Origin of the sequence: Acinetobacter portensis (genome assembly GCF_009372215.1) — a bacterium.
GTDB lineage: Bacteria > Pseudomonadota > Gammaproteobacteria > Pseudomonadales > Moraxellaceae > Acinetobacter > Acinetobacter portensis.
In genome coordinates this window covers 89,444-107,858 of record NZ_LWRV01000035.1, presented here as the reverse complement: position 1 = coordinate 107,858, position 18,415 = coordinate 89,444, and the positions used below count along the sequence as shown (strand labels likewise).

Annotated in this window: 17 protein-coding genes; 10 read left to right on the top strand and 7 right to left on the bottom strand. The window is 36.3% G+C overall.

The features are described from left to right. Nucleotides 1-93: 93 nt before the first annotated feature. Entirely contained in the window at nt 94-564 is a 471-nt protein-coding gene (locus A6M14_RS02970) for a DUF6231 family protein (RefSeq protein WP_152873542.1), read from the bottom strand. Between the two features lie 31 nt (nt 565-595). On the opposite strand from A6M14_RS02970, the gene A6M14_RS02965 reads away from it, so the two are divergent. Continuing rightward, entirely contained in the window at nt 596-1,468 is an 873-nt protein-coding gene (locus A6M14_RS02965; protein ID WP_152873541.1) for a DUF2797 domain-containing protein, read from the top strand. 503 nt (nt 1,469-1,971) lie between these two features. Next, complete coding sequence (locus tag A6M14_RS02960) at nt 1,972-3,285, top strand: OprD family outer membrane porin (RefSeq protein ID WP_152873540.1); 1,314 nt, start codon at nt 1,972-1,974, stop codon at nt 3,283-3,285. Nucleotides 3,286-3,359: 74 nt separating this feature from the next. On the opposite strand, the gene A6M14_RS02955 is transcribed toward A6M14_RS02960, so the two are convergent. The 3 genes from A6M14_RS02955 to A6M14_RS02945 form a co-directional block, all read right to left on the bottom strand. Further along, nucleotides 3,360-5,234, bottom strand: coding sequence for a SurA N-terminal domain-containing protein (locus tag A6M14_RS02955; RefSeq protein ID WP_152873539.1), 1,875 nt, complete (start codon nt 5,232-5,234; stop codon nt 3,360-3,362). A gap of 128 nt (nt 5,235-5,362) precedes the next feature. Next, nucleotides 5,363-5,635: an HU family DNA-binding protein gene (locus A6M14_RS02950; protein ID WP_152873538.1), complete on the bottom strand. Its 273-nt coding sequence runs from the start codon at nt 5,633-5,635 to the stop codon at nt 5,363-5,365. A gap of 168 nt (nt 5,636-5,803) precedes the next feature. Then, entirely contained in the window at nt 5,804-6,286 is a 483-nt protein-coding gene (locus tag A6M14_RS02945; RefSeq protein ID WP_378226867.1) for a phasin family protein, read from the bottom strand. A 172-nt stretch (nt 6,287-6,458) separates the two neighbouring features. Here A6M14_RS02945 and A6M14_RS02940 point away from each other — a divergent pair, with 172 nt between their 5' ends. From A6M14_RS02940 to fdx, 8 genes are all read left to right on the top strand, one after another. Next, nucleotides 6,459-7,103, top strand: a complete 645-nt coding sequence (locus A6M14_RS02940) for a hypothetical protein (protein ID WP_152873537.1) — start codon at nt 6,459-6,461, stop codon at nt 7,101-7,103. 114 nt (nt 7,104-7,217) lie between these two features. Continuing rightward, entirely contained in the window at nt 7,218-7,691 is a 474-nt protein-coding gene (locus A6M14_RS02935; RefSeq protein WP_152873536.1) for an Rrf2 family transcriptional regulator, read from the top strand. A gap of 1 nt (nt 7,692) precedes the next feature. Beyond that, complete coding sequence (locus A6M14_RS02930) at nt 7,693-8,910, top strand: IscS subfamily cysteine desulfurase (protein ID WP_152873535.1); 1,218 nt, start codon at nt 7,693-7,695, stop codon at nt 8,908-8,910. Between the two features lie 101 nt (nt 8,911-9,011). Then, nucleotides 9,012-9,398, top strand: a complete 387-nt coding sequence (iscU, locus tag A6M14_RS02925) for a Fe-S cluster assembly scaffold IscU (RefSeq protein WP_152873534.1) — start codon at nt 9,012-9,014, stop codon at nt 9,396-9,398. Nucleotides 9,399-9,435: 37 nt separating this feature from the next. Beyond that, entirely contained in the window at nt 9,436-9,756 is a 321-nt protein-coding gene (gene iscA / locus A6M14_RS02920) for an iron-sulfur cluster assembly protein IscA (RefSeq protein WP_152873533.1), read from the top strand. A gap of 98 nt (nt 9,757-9,854) precedes the next feature. After that, a complete protein-coding gene (gene hscB / locus A6M14_RS02915; protein WP_152873532.1) occupies nt 9,855-10,370 on the top strand; it encodes a Fe-S protein assembly co-chaperone HscB in 516 nt (171 codons plus the stop codon). A 53-nt stretch (nt 10,371-10,423) separates the two neighbouring features. After that, nucleotides 10,424-12,283 (top strand): Fe-S protein assembly chaperone HscA, encoded by a 1,860-nt coding sequence (hscA, locus tag A6M14_RS02910; RefSeq protein ID WP_152873531.1) that lies wholly within the window; start codon nt 10,424-10,426, stop codon nt 12,281-12,283. Between the two features lie 15 nt (nt 12,284-12,298). Further along, nucleotides 12,299-12,637, top strand: a complete 339-nt coding sequence (fdx, locus tag A6M14_RS02905; protein ID WP_152873530.1) for an ISC system 2Fe-2S type ferredoxin — start codon at nt 12,299-12,301, stop codon at nt 12,635-12,637. Between the two features lie 82 nt (nt 12,638-12,719). Here the strand turns inward: fdx and A6M14_RS02900 are convergent, their stop codons facing one another. The 3 genes from A6M14_RS02900 to mfd all read right to left on the bottom strand — a co-directional run bounded on the left by A6M14_RS02900 (nt 12,720) and on the right by mfd (nt 18,347). Continuing rightward, complete coding sequence (locus A6M14_RS02900) at nt 12,720-14,177, bottom strand: adenylate/guanylate cyclase domain-containing protein (RefSeq protein ID WP_152873529.1); 1,458 nt, start codon at nt 14,175-14,177, stop codon at nt 12,720-12,722. A 57-nt stretch (nt 14,178-14,234) separates the two neighbouring features. After that, complete coding sequence (locus A6M14_RS02895) at nt 14,235-14,669, bottom strand: HIT domain-containing protein (RefSeq protein ID WP_152873528.1); 435 nt, start codon at nt 14,667-14,669, stop codon at nt 14,235-14,237. Nucleotides 14,670-14,882: 213 nt separating this feature from the next. Next, entirely contained in the window at nt 14,883-18,347 is a 3,465-nt protein-coding gene (gene mfd, locus A6M14_RS02890; RefSeq protein WP_152873527.1) for a transcription-repair coupling factor, read from the bottom strand. Between the last annotated feature and the right edge of the window lie 68 nt (nt 18,348-18,415).

Genomic DNA, 18,415 nt, shown 5'->3' with positions numbered 1-18,415 from the left:
TTTGTTTAGGTTAAAAGAATACGATGAAAAATTTAAAATCTTGCCATTAACATTGTTAATATTTGCAATCTTTTAAATTTTTGATGATTTATCTTACCATCTAAATTTATTCCAATTTTCAGGATTTGCCCAAAATTTAGAATTAAACCAATCTGGCACATGCTTATACGTCAAAATATTAAATTGCCATAAAGCGAAGTCATTGTCATGCATTGTTTTATCAATAAGTTGCGTGAAACCTAAAGATCGAAGTAGCTTTTCATCATCCAATCTCGATACAACTACTAACCTTTTCGCCATCAAATCACGTAATTTAACCAATAATTTTGATTTATCTTGCATCGATAAATTTAAGGTTTCATCTGTATCAAATAAAACAAAAGCTAAGTCATAACGTTGTGTAAATGGCAGATTTAAAAAATCAGATACGTTAAAATAGCACCATTGAATTGTTTGATTAAGATCGTATTGCTCTAAATTTTGACCAATACAAATTGCAGTATGAACGGGCTGTTCTTTCGATAAATCGTCTAGCATTGAAGTGATGACGTTTAATTCAGCCATAACTGCATCCTATTTAAAAGTGAGTATCTTCATGGAATTACAAGGCATTTGCCACAAAATGCACGCAGGCCTCAAGGATATTAGTGTAACCGATCACCAGACACACAAGGCAAATGTAGAATATAAATTTATCTTAGATCGCACAGAATTTGATCTTCCATTCAGTTTAGGTCAAGAAATTGAATTAGAAACTTCAGGAAATATTTATTGTATTTCTTGTGGTACAAAAACATCTAAATCTTTTTCTCAAGGTCACTGTTTTAAATGCTTTAAAACAAAAGCATCTTGCGACATGTGCATTATGAAACCTGAAACTTGTCACTACCATTTAGGGACGTGTCGAGAGGAAAGTTTTGCGCAAGAAGTATGCTTCCAACCTCATATTGTGTATTTAGCAAATTCAAGTGCATTAAAGGTTGGCATTACACGCTTAGGGCAAATGCCTACGCGTTGGTTAGATCAAGGTGCTACCCAAGCACTGCCGATTATGAAAGTAGGCTCACGTCGCCTCTCTGGTCAGCTTGAAACTATGTTTGGCACACAGGTCGCAGATAAAACTGATTGGCGCAAACTTCTAAAAGGTGAAGCCGAGCCTTTAGATTTAATTCAACTGAGAGATGAACTTTTAATTGAGTTTGAATCACAAATTGAAGAAATTCGTGATGAATTTAGTATGAGTTTAGATTTTAACGAAAATGTTGAAATTCTAGAAGATGAACTCCCTCGCGAATTTATTTACCCTGTAAACCAATATCCTGAAAAAGTTAAATCACATAATTTAGATAAAACCCCCGTTATTCGAGGGAAACTTCAAGGTATTAAAGGGCAATATCTCATTTTAGATACAGGCGTAATCAACATTCGTAAATACACAGGCTACGAATTAAAAGTTCGATCTGAATAGAATAATGACATTAATTTAAACCGATATACCATTTTAGCGATATCGGTTTAATTTTTTGAAACTAAGTTTTTATCTTATAAATGCGTTATGACTTTATATTTAATAGATTATTGTTACAAAAAAACCACTTTCAATCTTTCAAGCTTATACGGGATAAACTTAATAAAATAAGTATTTTACATATTTATATAATGAAAAATTAAATGATAAAAATAAGTAATTTACATCATAACAAATATTCATGTATTTGCTAATCCACTCATAAGACTCCAATTTAATTCATAAAAAAACACTTATACCCCGCTACAATCACATTATAAAAAATAAAGAAACGATACGAAATACTCATTAATGCTACACATATTCAAAAAATCGAATCAGGTATTAAATATTGTATCTGCTAATAAGCCGATGAAAAAAAATGATCTATCAATTCCAAAGCAACAGGATGTTGCCTAGAAAGCATCTATCAAATGTCTTCTCTATTTAAAAAGGTTCTTTAAATGCAAAAATCAACCAAAATTCTTTTTGCAACACTCATTCCCACCCTACTTGTTTCAAACACTTATGCTAGCGAACAAAGCGATGCAAAAGGTTTTATAGAAGATGCAAATGGCTCTGTTCTTTTTCGTACAGGATTAAACACTCGAGATAAAAAAAATGGAAAAGCCGATCAAAATTCTGCAGGTCAAAGTGCAATCTTCAAATTAGATTCAGGCTTTACTCAAGGAACTATTGGCTTTGGTGCAGGTATTCTTACCGATGGTGGCTTTAAAATTGGAAACAATTTTAACGCAGGTCCAGACATGATTCCTGCAGAAAATCAGGGTAAAACCGATGAGTTTGGACATGTAACACCAAAAGATCATTGGCTTCGTGGTGGTGGTTACATCAAAGCAAGAATGTCTAATACCACTCTTGTTTATGGTACACAACTTGTAAATTCACCTGTATTTGCCAGCAACTTAGGCAGACTGGCACCTGAATATTACGAAGGTCTTTCTATTACTAGTCATGAAATTAAAAACCTTGAATTATCTGCAGGAAAATACACAAAAAATGTGCGCTCAGGTCAAGTCGGATCAGATGCGAATAACCTTGATCAAGCCATTACATGGGGTGCTAAATATAAAATCAATGAGCAACTGAGTGCATCATATTATGGTTTAGACATTAAAGATCGCCTGAAACGTCATTATGTAAATACCAACTTCAAACAATCTTTAAGCAATGATCGCTCACTCACTTACGATTTAAATGGTTATCATACAAAGTGGGATCCTGAGGGAAATACCTATTCAGAAACCACAAACGATAAAAATGATCGTGCAAACACCATTTGGTCAATTTCAGCTACATACAACACAGGTCCACATAATGTGATGTTGGCTTACCAACAAAATATTGGTAACACAGGCTATGACTACAACAATAATGGCGATGGTGGCGCAAGTATCGCCTTACCGAACTCATATTTATCTGACTTTGCCGGTGCAGGCGAAAAATCGGTAAATCTTCAATATACCTTCGACTTTAGTGCATTCAATATTCCAGGATTAACATGGACATCAGCCTATGTCTATGGTTGGGATATTGATGTCGCAAATGCAGATCGAACAAAACTAATTACAAGTAGCGCCAAAGAAACTGAATTTTTCAACCAAATTAAATACACCGTACAATCTGGTTTTGCTAAAGATGTTAGCTTCCGCGCAAGAAACTATATATATCGTGCAGATGAGGCGTATCGTGACAATTACATGCCAAATACCAACGAATGGCGTATCTTCCTAGATATTCCAATTACATTGTTTTAATTAATTTTCTTTCTTGCATAAAAAACTCGGATTCTAAAATCCGAGTTTTTTACATCATTTAAATTATTTTTACATTACTTAATTTTAGCTTTCGATTTTAAGTAAGCTGTATAAGCATCTAACTCTTGCTGAGCGCGAAGCTGTTGATACAACTTAGACACTTCTTGAACTTGCTGTTCTGGTAATGCAGATTCCAATGGATCTTCAACCTTAGATACAGCAACAACAACCATTTCGTTTGCTAACTCCGCTGTAGTTGTAGACCACATACCTGCTTTAGGTGGCATTACACTAAAAGCAGCACGTTCAATTGGACGCTTCAACAAACCATCAGCACGAGTAAACGTTCCTGCATTTTCAAATTTAATCCCACTCTCAGATACAACCACAGCAGCAGGTTTTGTTTTGAAATCATTTAATGCTTTTTGGATTTTAGCTTTAGCAGCTAAATATGCCTTTTGTTCAATCAATTTAGCATTCACACGAGGTGTTGCTTCTTTTAAGCTTTGAACACCCGCAGCATGATAATCACGAACTTTAACCCAAACAACATCGCCATTTGCTAGCTGAATGCTACTTGTTACATTACGATCGCCATTTTTAACGTCATCGTTAAATAATTTCGCCTTAACAGTTGGATCACTCAATACTGCGTGATGAGATCCTAATGAAAAGTTTTTAACCGCTTCAACTTTAGTGCCTTTTACTTCCTGAGTAACCACATCTAAAGAATCTGCGCCAACCACCATTTCATTTAAGCCATTCACAGCATCAGCAAAAGCATTTTCTGTTTTCGCTTTTTTCAGCTCAGCAGTTAAACGTTCTTTTTGACTTTCAAGACTTGGGACATTCACGCTTGGTGTTTGTGTCTGAATAATTTCATAACCAAATTGAGTTTTTAATGGTTTAGAAATCTCACCTACTTTTAAGCTTGCAACTGCCTTATCAAACTCAGCACCAAACAAACCTTTATCGTAGGCAGCTAACTGACCGCCTGTATTCTTAGACGTTGTATCATCTGAGAATTTTTGAGCAACAGTTGCAAATGACTCACCTTTATTCAATTCAGCATAAGCAGTGTCAATCAATTTTTTAGCATCAGCATCTGTTTTACCATCTGTAGCCACTAAAATATGCTTAATAACAGGTTCTACTTTCGCTTTTTCAGTTTCAATGAATTTTTGATATGCTTGTTGCAAATCTGCATCAGAAATGACAGCTTCTTTCGCACCAAACAATGCAGGTGTTACAAGAATATAGTCTGCATTTACACTTGCAATTTGTTTGAACGTATTTGAATGCTTATTGTAATAATCTTGAATTTCTTGAGGTGTTACTTTGATGTTCTTTTTATAGTCATCAAGCTTAATACTTGCCAAATGCAAGGTACGCTTTTCTGTTTGTAAATCGACAATTTGTTTAAGGTCGACTTTACTGACCAAAGCAAAATCAGAAACAGAAGTCGTCAAATTTTTCAAAGCATGATCTTGTCTAATATTCATAATAAAAGACTGACTATTTGGAAAGCCTTGAGAACTTAAATAGTTTGCAAACAATTCTTCAGAAAACTTACCATCTTTTTGGAAACTTGGTTGTTGTGCAATCATTTGCTCAATTTGAGTATCGCTTAAAGCAATGCCCAATTTTTCAGCTTGTTGTAATAATAAAGTGCGCGCAACAAGCATATCCAAAGCTTTATTTTTAATGAAAGACTGATTTAAAAGCGTCTCATCACCATTTGTATATTGTAAGTATTGCTGTTGAAACGATTTCGTCAGCCCTTCTAATTCTTTTGCAGAAATATCTTGGCCATTTATCGATTGAACTGAATCTTTAGAGTTTCCACCACTAAAATACCCTTCAATACCTACAAGTGCTAAAGGGGTCATAAACAAAACGAGCAACGCTTTGCCCAACCATCCTTTAATAACTTTACGAAAAGATTCCATAAGTATTCCAAATTTTATTTACGCGAGATTTTAACCGAAAACCCTCTATGAAAGAATGCATCCGAGCAGTAATTTATCATTATTCATAAAAAAACGCGCCGAAGCGCGCTTTTTATAAATTTAAAAGATTAAGCAACAGAATCTTTTAAACCTTTACCAGCTTTAAAGCTTGGTACTTTGCTTGCTTTAATTTGTAGCGTAGCGCCAGTTTGTGGGTTACGACCAGTACGTGCTGCACGTTCTTTCACAGCAAAAGTACCAAAACCAACTAGAGTAACAGTATCACCCTTCTTTAAAGCTTCTGAAATTGAAGCAATTGTCGCGTCTAAGGCTTTACCTGCATCAGTCTTAGACAATCCCCCTTTTTCTGCAATCGCATCAATTAATTCTGATTTATTCATGAAGATTAAGTCCTCTTAATTCGTTTATTTAAAGTACAGAAGTTTAATTTGAATTACTGTAATGCCTTTATAGCAATGGTTTAAGTGTAAAAGCAATACTTACCCCACCCTTTTATGCAAAATAAATTGTAAAAAACCGATAAAAATCGTGAAATGATTCAACATATTTCATTTTTCCTTAATGAGTTTTTTTATTTCCTTATTTTCTTCTAACAAAGAATCTACTTTGCCGCTCAATTCTAATACTATTTTCTCTAAATGGTGAAGATCTTTTATCGAAACTAACCCAATTTTATTCAAAGAGTGACTAATACTTTGGTCTAAACGCTTTTCCAATTGATTTTTAGTTTCACTAACGGAATCTTTAACTTTCACCGAAACTTGCTCAACAGCCAAATCTGCCATTTCGGTCGTTTTAGACTCAAGCTCCTCCCCAACTTGTACTAATGAGTCAAACAACTTATTTCCTTCTTCTTCTGCACGTGAAAAAGCACCTAATCCAGCCAACCAAATTTGCTTTGTATACTTCCTAAAATCCAAGGAAGATTTCTTATTACTATTTGTTTTTAATTTATTTTTATACATAAAATCTTGATCAAGTGCTTCCGCATTATCTGCATTTAATATTTTTTTCACTTTAAAATTCTCCATAATGTTTTATACCTAAGCAGATATATACATCCTCATATTTTCACCATAATAGCAAAACTAATGCTTGCGACTTTTGCTAAACTGTTCTACAAAGCAACATTCTATGTATTTTTTCAACGTCCTTCATACATTCGTAATTTAGGACGCGCTTGTTTTAAAGGGATTAAGTTTCATGAGCGAATCGCAACAAAAACAAAATGATACACATTTGTTGCTCAACACAGTTCTAATTGTTTTAGAAACTATTTTTACATTAATCCTAAAGCATGACCGTGTAATTGCATTACAAGCAAAAAAGTTTGTAGACAACAAAGTTTCAATTAAAATAAATAGTTACATTCCATTTTTTGACATTTATGTTCAATTTAATGAACACGGCATTCTATTTGATGCCAAAGCCCCTGCTCAGGCGGTAGATCTAGATGTACGCACATCACTAATGGATCTTTGTAAGATCTTTTTACTTGGAAATAAACGCAGCATAAAAACAATGCGCATTGATGGTGATTTAACGCTCAAAGATGAATTTAAAGATTTACTTTTACTATTTAATGCGCCCAAGATTCTTTCCGATTGGAAACAGTGGTTAAAAGAACCTACCGATGAACAAAATATTGTTACATCTAAAAAGCGTATTGCACCACTTTTAGAAAAAATCGATCAACAACGTTCAAAAATCAATTCATTACACGTTGAAGTTAAACAATATAAAAACAGAATACGTCGTATTGAACGCAAACATAAACAAATGAATTTTTTATTTATTTCAATAATTATGCTTTTAACAACACTTTTAGTATATAATATGCTCCCATAATTATTACTAAAAAATTCAATCTTTCCAAACACATTAATCAACCATAAAAAACTTGACTATTTTAGTCAGGATTCATAAAATCAGCATACCTAGTCTAACCATGTGTATCGAATCATGCGCTTAACCACTCGCGGTCGCTACGCAGTGACTGCTCTAGTTGATTTAGCTTTGCAGCCAACTGAACAAACGATCACTCTTGCTGAAATTGCATCTCGTCAATCTATTTCTGTAGCTTATCTTGAGCAATTATTCGCGAAACTAAAACGTCATGGCTTAGTTTCGAGTGTTCGTGGTGCCAATGGTGGTTATCACTTAGCACGCAATGCCGAAGATATCACTGTGTTAGACATCATCGAAGCTGTAAATGAAACCGTTGATGCGACTCGTTGCGACCATAAAGGCAACTGCCAAAATGGTGCAATGTGCTTAACTCATGATTTATGGCAAGAACTCTCCCACCACATCGCCGATTATTTAGGAAAGATCTCACTTGCTGATCTTGTAGCTCGAGACAACGTACAAACCGTTGCAATTCGCCAAAATTCAGCTTCTTTTGATTCAGACTTACTATCGGTTACAGGTATTTGACATGAAACGTCCAATTTATCTAGATTACGCAGCAACAACTCCTGTTGACCCTCAAGTTGCAGAGCGCATGATGGAGTGCTTAACTTTTGATGGCACTTTTGGTAATGCGGCTTCTCGTTCTCATGCTTACGGTTGGCAAGCAGAAGAAAAAATTGAATATGCACGTGAACAAGTTGCTAACTTAATTAAAGCAGATCCACGTGAAATCGTATGGACATCTGGCGCAACTGAATCAGATAACCTTGCACTTAAAGGCGTAGCTCAATTCTACGCATCTAAAGGCAAACACATCATTACAAGTAAAATTGAACACAAAGCAATTTTAGATACTTGCCGTGAATTAGAAGAAGAAGGTTTTGAAATTACCTATATCGAGCCACAACCAAAGACAGGTTTAATTACACCTGAAATGGTTGAAGCTGCGATTCGTCCAGATACAATTCTTGTTTCACTCATGATGGTAAACAACGAAATTGGTACTGTGACTGATGTTGCTGCAATTGGCGAAATCACACGTGCTAAGAAAATTTTCTTCCACGTAGATGCTGCTCAAGCTGCTGGTAAAATCGAAATCGATCTTTCTACAATGAAAATTGATTTAATGAGCTTCTCTGCTCACAAAATTTATGGCCCTAAAGGCATTGGCGCACTCTTTGTTCGTCGTAGTCCTCGTGTACGCCTAAAAGCTCAAATTCATGGTGGCGGTCATGAACGTGGTATGCGTTCAGGTACTTTAGCAACTCACCAAATCGTGGGTATGGGTGAAGCATTTGAACTTGCTGGTAAGAACTTAGCATCAGAGCAAGCCCGTATTCGTGTACTTCGCGATCGACTTTGGAATGGCATTCAAGATTTAGAACAAGTTTTCTTAAATGGTCACCCAACTCAAAGCGTTGCAAACTATTTAAATGCTAGCTTCAACTTTGTTGAAGGCGAATCTTTAATGATGGCTTTAAAAGATGCTGCGGTTTCTTCTGGTTCTGCATGTACATCTGCAACACTAGAGCCATCTTATGTACTTCGTGCATTGGGTCTTTCAGACGAACTTGCACACAGTTCAATTCGTTTCAGTTTTGGTAAATATACAACTGAAGCAGATATTGATCATGTTCTTGAAGTGACTAAGACTGCAGTTCAAAAATTGCGTGATCTTTCACCTCTTTGGGATATGTACAAAGACGGTGTTGACCTCTCAACTGTTGAATGGGCTGAGCACTAATTCATCCCTCTCGAGACAAATTCAAGTGAACTTGTCTCGTTGATAAACTTAATTTCATCCCCATTTAATACTAGGCTGACCCCGAGTTTTGGAGAAGCGTCATGGCTTATAGCGAAAAAGTAATTGATCATTATGAAAACCCTCGTAATGTTGGTGTTTTAGATAAAAACGCTGAAAATGTTGGTACTGGTATGGTTGGCGCGCCAGCTTGTGGCGATGTAATGCGCTTACAAATCCAAGTAGATAGCAATGGTGTAATTGAAGAAGCTCGCTTCAAAACTTACGGTTGTGGTTCTGCAATTGCGTCTAGTTCTCTTGTTACAGAATGGTTGAAAGGTAAAACTTTAGATCAAGCTCAAGAAATTAAGAACATTGATATTGCAACTGAACTTGCTTTACCACCAGTGAAAGTACACTGCTCTGTTTTAGCTGAAGATGCAATTAAAGCTGCTGTAGAAGACTACCGTAGTAAAAAAGCGAAAGCTTAATTGTTTTGCGTATTGAACAAAGTATCACGGAGTTTTCATGATCAATTTAACTGAAAATGCTGCAACTCATATCAGCAATTACCTGAAAAATCGTGGTAAGGGTGAAGGCATTCGCATTGGCGTGAAAACTGCTGGCTGTTCAGGTTTGGCTTATGTACTCGAATTTGTAGATGAAATCGACACACATGACCAAATGTTTGTTCAGCATGGTGTAAATGTATTCGTTGACCCGAAAAGCTTAGTTTATCTTGATGGTATGGAGATGGACTACGTAAAAAATGGCTTAAATGAAGGCTTCGAATTCAACAACCCAAACAAGAAAGGCGAATGTGGCTGTGGCGAATCGTTTACAGTTTAATATTTAATAAGCTTTTCTGCGAATTAAAACAGTGTTCAACACTGTTTTAATCGTATTCAATGTATCTGATTTTCAAATTTATCGTGGACCCAATCCCCATGAATCATTTTGAGTTGTTCAATCTTCCAGTTGCACTTGATATCAATTTAGCGACACTCAAAGCCGAGTTTTTAAAACTTCAACAGCAATATCACCCAGATAAAGCCGAAGATAAAGATCAAGCATTAATCAAATCAAGTGAAATTAATCAAGCATATAAAGCCTTATCAAATGTAGATAGCCGTGCCGCTTACTTACTGAGCTTAAAAAAGCAAGATTATCACCTTGATCAATCGATTGGTGATTTTGAGTTTCTTCAGTCTGCGCTAGAAATTCGTGAACAACTTGATGAAGCCAATTCTGCTGATGATCTTCAATCTCTTAAAAAAGAAGTTCAACAATGGATTGATGGCTTGGTTCGTGAATTCAAAATTGATTATGATGATGAAGATTGGGCAGAAGCCCGAGATACTGTTCGTAAACTTCGCTTCTTTCAAAAAGTTTTAGCAGACATCCTTAAAGCTGAAGATCGTTTCTTAGATGACGATAGCTTTGACTTAGATGATGACTTTTAAGCTTAAATCATTTTTTAACTTTTTAACTTTTAACGTGCAAAGGATGTAACACAATGGCTCTCTTGCAAATTGCAGAACCAGGTCAATCAAGTGCACCGCATGAACACCGAATTGCGATTGGTATCGATTTAGGTACAACTCACTCCCTGGTAGCAACGGTTCTTTCAGGTAAAGCCAAAGTGCTCAATGATGAACAAGGCCGTGTGTTACTTCCATCTATCGTGCATTATGCGAATCAAAAAACGCAATTTGGCGATGATGCAAAACCATTTCTTACCACAGATCCTAAAAACACAATTACATCTGTAAAACGTTTTATGGGTCGTTCAAAAGCTGATATTAAGTTTCAACACCCCTACACACTTGTGGGTGAAGATAATCAAATGCCTGCTTTTGAAACCACACAAGGTCATAAAACACCTGTTGAAATTTCAGCTGAAATTTTAAAGCAATTAAAAGATCGTGCAGAATCAAGCTTAAAAAATGAAATTAATGGTGCGGTTATTACTGTTCCTGCTTATTTTGATGAAGCTCAACGTCAAGCAACACGTGATGCTGCTCAACTTGCAGGCTTAAATGTTTTACGCCTTCTAAACGAACCTACCGCTGCTGCGGTTGCTTATGGTTTAGATCAAGAAGCAAACTTAGAACATGACCAAAACTATGTGATTTATGACTTAGGTGGTGGTACATTTGACGTTTCAATTTTACGTTTTTCACAAGGCGTATTTGAAGTTTTAGCTACTGGTGGACATACTGCGCTTGGTGGTGATGACCTAGATCGCTTAATTGTGAAATGGGCTAAAAAACAATTAAACATTGAAACTTTAGATGATGTTGCATACGCACATGCAATTGTATCGGCACGCCAAGCAAAAGAAGCTTTAACCGATATTGAATTAGTCGAATTAAAACTTGTCGATCAATTATTAACTTTAGATCGCCCAACCTTTGAAGATATTATTAAAGTTGCTTTAGACAAAACCATTAGCGTTTGTAAACGTGTAATGCGTGATGCCAAACTTGAATTAGATGATATTCAAAATGTAGTTTTAGTGGGCGGATCGACTCGTTCTTACGCTGTTCAAAAAGCGGTACGTGAGGTCTTTAATCAAGAACCACTTTGCACAATTAATCCTGATGAAGTTGTTGCGATTGGTGCATCCATCACTGCAAATCAGTTGATTGGTAACTCGAAAGATGGCTCATTACTTTTAGATGTTACACCGCTATCACTTGGCTTAGAAACCATGGGTGGATTGGTTGAACGTTTAATTTCACGTAATACCGCCATTCCAGTTGCACGTCGTCAAGAATTCACCACTTACCAAGATGGTCAAACAGCAATGTTGATTCATGTGGTTCAGGGTGAACGTGATTTGGTTGAGAACTGTCGTAGTTTAGGTCGTTTTGTTTTACGTGGTATTCCGCCTATGGTTGCGGGTCAAGCACGCATTGAAGTCACTTATCAAGTCGATGCAGATGGCTTATTAAGTGTCTCTGCAAAAGAAACAACTTCGGGTGTTCAAGCTCAAATCGATATTAAGCCATCTTATGGTTTATCTGATACCGATATGGAACGCTTGCTTGTTGATGGTTTCAAATTTGCTGAAGAAGATAAAAACCTTCGTCACTTACAAGAAACTAAAGTTGAAGCAAAACGTGAACTTGAAGCACTTGAACAAGCTTTAAAAGTAGATGCTCATCTTTTAGATAATGAAAAGCTTAATCTACTTTCAAAAGCAAAAACACATTTAGAAACGCAACTTGAAACATCAGAAATCAAAGCTATTGAAGATTCGGTTGAACAGCTTAAAATATATAGTGATGCATTTGCAGCTGCTCGTATGAATCAACACATTGATGCCGCTTTAAAAGGCACCAAGCTTGATGACTGGTCAAACTCAAACTAATTTAAGGTAAAAAATATGCCACGTATTAAAGTTCTTCCACATGCGCAAATTTGCCCAGAAGGTGCTGAGTTTGAAGTTGAAGAAAATGCCAATCTTTGTGAAAGCTTACTTAAAAACGGCATTAAAATTGAACATGCTTGCGACATGTCAGCTGCATGTACAACTTGCCATGTTGTTGTGCGTAAAGGCTTCGACGGCTTAGAAGAAATGAATGATGTAGAAGCTGACTTGCTCGATCGCGCTTGGGGCTTACAACCTGACTCTCGCCTATCATGCCAAGTTAAAGTAGTTAATGAAGACTTAGAAGTTGAAATTCCGAAGTACACCATTAATCATGCTTCTGAAAATCACTAATCGATTTTCAAAATAAAAAAACCACGCAATAGCGTGGTTTTTTTATATCTCAACTTAAGTTTTAAATATCATCAATAAAATATTAAACTCTATCTTCTTCAACAATCACTTCATCAGCTAAACGAAGCTTAACAATCCCTTGAGAATTTGTAAGCTCTTGTTGCGTTTGAATACGCTTAATCATTTTTTCTAAAACTTGAATAAGTTTTGAATATTCAAAATTTTGTACTTCATCAAAATTTAATAGCAGATGGAAGCCTTTATATTCGTAATCAAACCATTGCTGATATTCGGCTAGATCTGACTTGTACTTTTCCATCACCTGCCAAGTTTGCACAGGCTCTTGAATACCTTTCAAAGAAATTGGCGCTCTTGGTGCACATAAAAAACTACTTTTGACTAAATTATACGTACCTTCAGATACTAAAATTTCATCGACCTCAGCAGCACTTTGCAAACGAGCAGCTAAGTTAGCATCACGTCCAACAATAGTATAAGCCATACGATATGCCGCACCATAGTTCCCGACGTGGCAATATCCCGTACTAATACCCATCCGAATATGTAAGGCTGGATATCCCATCTTAATCCATCGTTCGCGCAATAGTTTCATTTGCTGACGCATGGCAATAGCCATTTCCACACATATTTTAGCATCCTGCTCTGCACCTTGAGAGTTTGGATCGCCAAAGAAGATAAGAATGGCATCACCCATAAACTTATCGACTGTTGCCTCATAGTGCTTTGCAATTTCAGTCATATGACTTAAATAGTCATTTAAGACAAATGCTAAATCATCTGGAATAAGTGTCTCAGATAATTCAGTAAAGCCTTGAATATCTGAAAAGAAAATTGTCATTTTCTTACGTTTGTATTCAATTTTTGCTTCAAACTCACCTTTCATAATCGATTGCCACAACTGTAAAGGCGCATAGCGACTTAGCTGATTTGCAAATTCCATATAACGATGCATCTGTGAATAGTAATATTCTTGTTTTGCTGTTGCCATTTTTACACGGCGAATTTGATAAATAGAGCCCATACCAAAGAAACCAATCACGCATAAAAATGCAAGAATGGTTAATTCACTACTCGTTTGTTCAAAATAAGGACCAAAACCAAATAAAAATATATTGGAAAAATAAAAAACAACAATACCAAAAAGACCTGATATTGCAATCAGAATAAAGGGAACTTTAACGTTTATAACAGTATATAAAAGTGCAATTAAAACTAAAAACGTCAGCACCAAATTCAAATGAATTGCAGAAAGTATGACTGCAACAATTGCAATATCTATAATAAAAAATACATTACGCTTAATGCGTGAATTATTATATTTATAATCAAGCCAACGACTTAACTTTGGTGTAAAAATAAGTAAAAGAACAAGAAAAACTGGAATATATATTTGGAACGAAGTTTCTGGATATGTAAAGTGATAAACAACCAAAATAAGCGCAAGGCTGCTATATCCCACAACCCTATGTAGGTATTCAAACTGCTTTGGCTCTCTGTCCATCCAACTGTCTAATGACAAATCCTTTCTCCCCAAGGATTAAAGCCACGAAAACTACCCGTGGCTTAATAGAATCGATCAGTCCATTCTCCAGTCAAAAGGCATTTCACCTTGACCACGTAGAGCAAGCATTAAAGTCTGACGCATATGCGCAAGTACTTCATTGCTATATGGAACTGCTTGTGTTCCCCAAACTGGTTTAGGCCAAGCAACATCATTTTGATAACGTACAACATGATGAAAATGCAACTGAGGAACCATATTCCCAAGTGCTGCAACATTCATTTTGTCTGCACGAAATACGCGAGATAATTGACTAGATAACCAGCTAGATTCACGTAAAAATTGTTCTTGGTCCGCCTGACTAAGTTCATATAGTTCAGTAATTCCTGGCACACGTGGAATCAAAATGAGCCAAGGAAATTGCATATCATTCATTAAACGACATGTTGATAACGGAAAGTCGCCGACAAAAAAAGTGTCTTGAGCAAGTTGTGGATGCAAACTAAACATATCTTTATTCATGATGCAAATTAGAATGATGGCTAATACTACCACATCCCAAAGGACGTGAATATTCTATATAACGTGTTTCATTACAAATAACTGATCATTTGTTTTGAACTTGGTCATACATTTATATGTAATATTTTCTCTAGAAAAATACAAGCATCTACTGAAATATATTAAAAAAATATGACCAACGACCTATTCCAAACCATCCATTTAAGATGGTTTGAGTTCCTTAATTAAGTGATTCAACAAATCATTAATAAACTGCAAACGCTTCGTATAATCCTCTAGCATCACCATAACTCTCAAACGCTGCCCACCATCCATTCGATAATAAGTGGGCTGTTTCTGCATCATTTGAATAATACTCATCGCCTGAACTGGTGTATCTGGTGAAAACTCAACATATCCACCATTTGCACTTATATCAACCTTCGTCATTCCAAGTATTTCTGCTTTTAAACGTATTTGATGTACTGCAAATAATTGTTTAACCGATTGTGGTGGAATACCAAAACGGTCTATCAATTCCATACGAATATTATCGAGCTTTTCTTGAGTATCGGTATTACTAATACGCTTATAGAACAATAGGCGTTGATGCACATCACCCAAATAATCATCTGGAATAAGTGCTGGCATATGTAAATTAATCTCGGCGGTTAGTGATAACGGTGCATCAAAGTTTGGTGTTTTGCCTTTTTGAATCGCTTTAGTCGCCTTTTCAAGCATTTCCATATACAAACTATAGCCAATCGCTTGCATAGAACCACTTTGTTGTTCACCAAGTAATTCACCTGCACCACGAATTTCCAAATCTTCCGTTGCAAGCATAAAACCTGCACCCAAGGTAGAAGCACGCTGAATAGCATCTAAACGCTTCTCAGCATCGCCTTTTAAGCCCTTGATAGATGGCACAAGTAAATAGGCATAAGCCTGATGATGCGAACGCCCTACACGACCACGTAATTGATGTAATTGCGCTAAACCAAGTTTATCTGCACGTTCAATTAAGATGGTATTGGCACTTGGAACATCAATCCCTGTTTCAATAATGGTTGAGCAAACCAAGACGTTATATTCTTTATGATAAAACTGCTGCATAACTTGTTCTAGTTCACGCTCGCGCATTTGACCATGTGCTACAGCAACTCGGGCTTCAGGCACTAAATTACGAATACTTTCAGCAGCACGTTCAATGGTATCTACTTCATTGTGTAAAAGATAAACCTGACCACCACGAAGTAGCTCACGTAATATCGCTTCTTTAACTGCATCATTCGTGTGTTCTTGTACAAAGGTTTTTACCGCTAAACGACGTGCAGGTGGTGTCGCAATGATAGATAAATCACGCATTCCACTAAATGCCATATTCAAAGTTCGTGGAATTGGCGTTGCGGTTAGAGTCAGCATATCGACATCGGCACGCATGGCTTTAATGCGTTCTTTATCACGCACACCAAAACGATGCTCTTCATCGACAATCATTAAACCTAAGTTTTTAAATTGAATGTTTTCTTGAAGAATTTTGTGCGTACCAATCACAATATCAACTTTACCATCGGCTAAATCTTCAATGGTTTTGTTATGTGTTTTGGTAGAACCAAAGCGTGAAAGCACTTCAATACGCACAGGCCAATCTGCAAAGCGATCTTTAAAAGATTCATAATGTTGCTGAGCAAGTAAAGTTGTAGGAACAAGTACCGCAACTTGTTTATTGTTTTGTACGGCAACAAATGCTGCACGCATTGCCACTTCTGTTTTACCAAATCCAACATCACCACAGACTAAACGATCCATAGGTTTTGCAAGTTGCATATCGTAAAGCGTTGCTTCAATGGCATTTGCTTGATCTAGTGTTTCTTCATAAGCAAAGCCCGAAGCAAATTGCATATAAAGTTTTTCATCACGTTCAAAACCAAAACCAGGCTTGGCTTGGCGACGTGCTTGAATATGTAAAAGTTCCGCTGCAACATCATGAATTTGTTCTAAGGCTTTACGTTTTGCTTTCGACCATGCATCTGTGCCTAGCTTATGTAATGGTGCTAAATCTGGGTCACCACCACTATAACGGCTAATTAAATGCAAATTAGTCACAGGCACATACACTTTGGCAGCATCGGCATAATCAAGCTGTAAAAACTCATGGTCTTGATCATCAATACTTAAGGTAATTAAACCTGCATAACGCCCTACGCCATAATCGATATGAACCACAGGTGCACCAATACTCAGTTCAGTTAAGCTACGAACCAAAAACTCTTCAGAGACTTCCTGTTGACGTTTACGACGACGCTGAACAACACGATGCTCATACAATTGATTTTCAGAAATAACACTGAGCTTTCCTGAAATTACCAAGCCACGATCTAAAGGTGCGCTTGTAATTGCAATAGCATGTAAAGATGTTTGAAATTGATCAAAAGTATCGACATTTGGAATATCACCCAAAGATGCTCTTAATGCATCTTTAAGTGTTTCACGTCGACCTGCACTTTCCGCCACAATTAAGACAGGATAAGTCACATCATCGACATATTTTTTAACGGCAAAAAATGGTTTTTCTTGTTTTGGATCTACAGCTAAACGAGGCGGAGTTTCAGTATTTAAATTGGTAACACCCGCTTTTTCATCAAAAACTTCAGACGATGCAATAATTCGACCAAAACTATTGATTTGTTCTAACACCTGATTCGGTTGTAAGAACAAATGTTCAGGTGGCAAAATTGGCTGATCTACATTGTGTCGACGGTCTTCATAGCGACGAACAATATCTTTCCAATAGTTTGTTAATTCATCATCTAAATGCTTATCTGTAATGACAATGCCATTCTTTGGTAAGTAAGATATTAGCGTGCTTTGGCTTTCCATGTCTTTTGCTTCAAAGAACAATGGGAAATAATATTCCAAACCTGGTGATGCAATACCTTCTAAAGCATCTTGATAAATAGGATTTCGTTTGGGATTTGCAGATGGAAATACTTCCGCATAACGATCTCTAAATATTGCTCGACCTTCTTTTAAAGGAAACTCTTTTGCAGGCAACACAATAAATTCTTTTAAAGCTTCAGTTGTGCGCTGTGTTTCGGGATCGAAAAATTTTAAGCTTTCAATTTCATCATCAAATAAATCTATACGAATAGGCGCATTTTGCCCCGACGCATAAATATCCATAATGCTTCCACGAACAGCGAATTCACCATGATCATAGACTGTATCTACAAGGTGATATCCTGCTTGAATAAGTCTGATTTTTTGTTTTTCTAAGTCAAATTTTTGTCCAATTTGAATATCAAAATGCTCACCTAAAACCCAAGTTGTTGGTGCGACACGCTGTGCTAAAGTCGTTGCTGAAATAAGTAAAATACCCTGCTGAGGCATATTCGACAAAATAGACAAACGCTCTGAAACAATATCTTGATGGGGAGATAATCGATCATATGGCAAAATTTCCCAATCGGGAAAAATAGTCGGCTTTATACCATAAAACTCGAGTTCGCTTTCAAGTTGCCCCAAATGCTGATTATTTCGCGCAACAAGAATAAATAGCTGTTTATTTTGCTTGCTGATTTCTTTAAAAAGCAAAGCTGTCGCAGAACCTTGTAAATTACCAATCCAGCGTTTTTCGCCCGATTTAAGGCGTTGCAAATTCAATTGAGATATTTCTTGTTGGAACATTTAATCTAGCTTTTAAAGTGGAAACAACGTGGTTCATATATTAGCACGATGATTTTTATGAATTGATT

What these genes read in the sequence shown, in the direction of transcription:
- A6M14_RS02945 (WP_378226867.1), bottom strand. Translation starts at nt 6,286, where the DNA reads ATGGAGAATTTTAAAGTGAAAAAAATATTAAATGCAGATAATGCGGAA.
- mfd (WP_152873527.1), bottom strand. Translation starts at nt 18,347, where the DNA reads ATGTTCCAACAAGAAATATCTCAATTGAATTTGCAACGCCTTAAATCG.
- A6M14_RS02940 (WP_152873537.1), top strand. Translation starts at nt 6,459, where the DNA reads ATGAGCGAATCGCAACAAAAACAAAATGATACACATTTGTTGCTCAAC.
- A6M14_RS02965 (WP_152873541.1), top strand. Translation starts at nt 596, where the DNA reads ATGGAATTACAAGGCATTTGCCACAAAATGCACGCAGGCCTCAAGGAT.
- A6M14_RS02930 (WP_152873535.1), top strand. Translation starts at nt 7,693, where the DNA reads ATGAAACGTCCAATTTATCTAGATTACGCAGCAACAACTCCTGTTGAC.
- A6M14_RS02950 (WP_152873538.1), bottom strand. Translation starts at nt 5,635, where the DNA reads ATGAATAAATCAGAATTAATTGATGCGATTGCAGAAAAAGGGGGATTG.
- A6M14_RS02955 (WP_152873539.1), bottom strand. Translation starts at nt 5,234, where the DNA reads ATGGAATCTTTTCGTAAAGTTATTAAAGGATGGTTGGGCAAAGCGTTG.
- hscA (WP_152873531.1), top strand. Translation starts at nt 10,424, where the DNA reads ATGGCTCTCTTGCAAATTGCAGAACCAGGTCAATCAAGTGCACCGCAT.
- fdx (WP_152873530.1), top strand. Translation starts at nt 12,299, where the DNA reads ATGCCACGTATTAAAGTTCTTCCACATGCGCAAATTTGCCCAGAAGGT.
- A6M14_RS02935 (WP_152873536.1), top strand. Translation starts at nt 7,218, where the DNA reads ATGCGCTTAACCACTCGCGGTCGCTACGCAGTGACTGCTCTAGTTGAT.
- iscU (WP_152873534.1), top strand. Translation starts at nt 9,012, where the DNA reads ATGGCTTATAGCGAAAAAGTAATTGATCATTATGAAAACCCTCGTAAT.
- hscB (WP_152873532.1), top strand. Translation starts at nt 9,855, where the DNA reads ATGAATCATTTTGAGTTGTTCAATCTTCCAGTTGCACTTGATATCAAT.
- iscA (WP_152873533.1), top strand. Translation starts at nt 9,436, where the DNA reads ATGATCAATTTAACTGAAAATGCTGCAACTCATATCAGCAATTACCTG.
- A6M14_RS02960 (WP_152873540.1), top strand. Translation starts at nt 1,972, where the DNA reads ATGCAAAAATCAACCAAAATTCTTTTTGCAACACTCATTCCCACCCTA.
- A6M14_RS02895 (WP_152873528.1), bottom strand. Translation starts at nt 14,669, where the DNA reads ATGTTTAGTTTGCATCCACAACTTGCTCAAGACACTTTTTTTGTCGGC.
- A6M14_RS02970 (WP_152873542.1), bottom strand. Translation starts at nt 564, where the DNA reads ATGGCTGAATTAAACGTCATCACTTCAATGCTAGACGATTTATCGAAA.